This is a genomic window from Vibrio sp. 378, assembly GCF_033339435.1.
In genome coordinates, this window is sequence record NZ_JAWOUO010000178.1 from 1 (window position 1) to 1,023 (window position 1,023).

The 1,023-nt window shown below is 50.3% G+C and carries 1 protein-coding gene; it reads right to left on the minus strand.

The annotated features are described in order from the left end of the window. On the minus strand, positions 1 to 1,023 hold a 1,023-nt coding region (locus R7Q48_RS24975), incomplete at both ends, for a glutamate synthase-related protein (RefSeq protein ID WP_318132808.1).

The window sequence follows — 1,023 nt, forward strand, 5'->3', positions numbered from 1 at the left end:
AGGCCATTTGCAACCAGTGCTTGTTGGGTTTCTGCGAGGCCAAGTTCCCAAGGACTACCTGCGTATTTCACCGAAGTCAGTGGACTTGCGGCCGTACCGCCATCGTAACCTGAGATAGTGATGAGGTCGGCGTAAGCTTTTGCGACCCCTGTGGCTATGGTGCCAACACCAGGCTCGGAGACGAGTTTCACCGAAACCAGGGCATTCGGGTTGACTTGTTTTAGGTCGAAGATCAGCTGGGCTAAATCCTCGATCGAATAAATATCGTGATGTGGAGGAGGGGAGATTAACGTCACCCCTTGCACCGAGTAACGCAGCTTGGCGATTTCTGCCGTGACTTTGTGCCCTGGTAGCTGACCACCTTCACCAGGTTTAGCTCCTTGCGCAACCTTGATTTGCAGTACGTCTGCATTGGTTAGGTAATGAGGCGTAACCCCAAAACGGCCTGATGCGATCTGCTTGATTCGCGAGTTACGCTCGGTGCCAAAACGACGAGGATCTTCACCACCTTCACCAGAGTTAGAGTAACCACCAAGACGGTTCATCGCTGTTGCAAGTGCTTCGTGTGCCTCTGGGCTCAACGCTCCGATAGACATGGCGGCAGAATCAAAACGTTTGAACAATTCTGTTTTAGGTTCGATTCGTTCAAGTGGCAATGGCGAGTCAGTTTTTTTCAGTGCCATTAGGTCACGCAACATCGCGACAGGGCGCTCGTTTACTTGTTTGGCAAAACTTTGATAATCGTTACTTTCACCAGATTTCACCGCTTTTTGCAGTGTGCCAACCACATCAGGGTTGTAGGCATGGTACTCACCGCCATGTACGTATTTGAGTAATCCACCATGTTCAATCGATTTACGTTTTGCCCACGCCTTGCGGGACAAGTTGGTTAAATCTTGTTGGAAATCATCAAAGTTTGCGCCTTCGATGCGAGTGGTTACGCCTTTAAAGCACAAGTCGACCACTTCCCGGCTCAACCCAACAGCTTCGAACAATTGTGAGCAACGGTAAGAGGCGATGGTC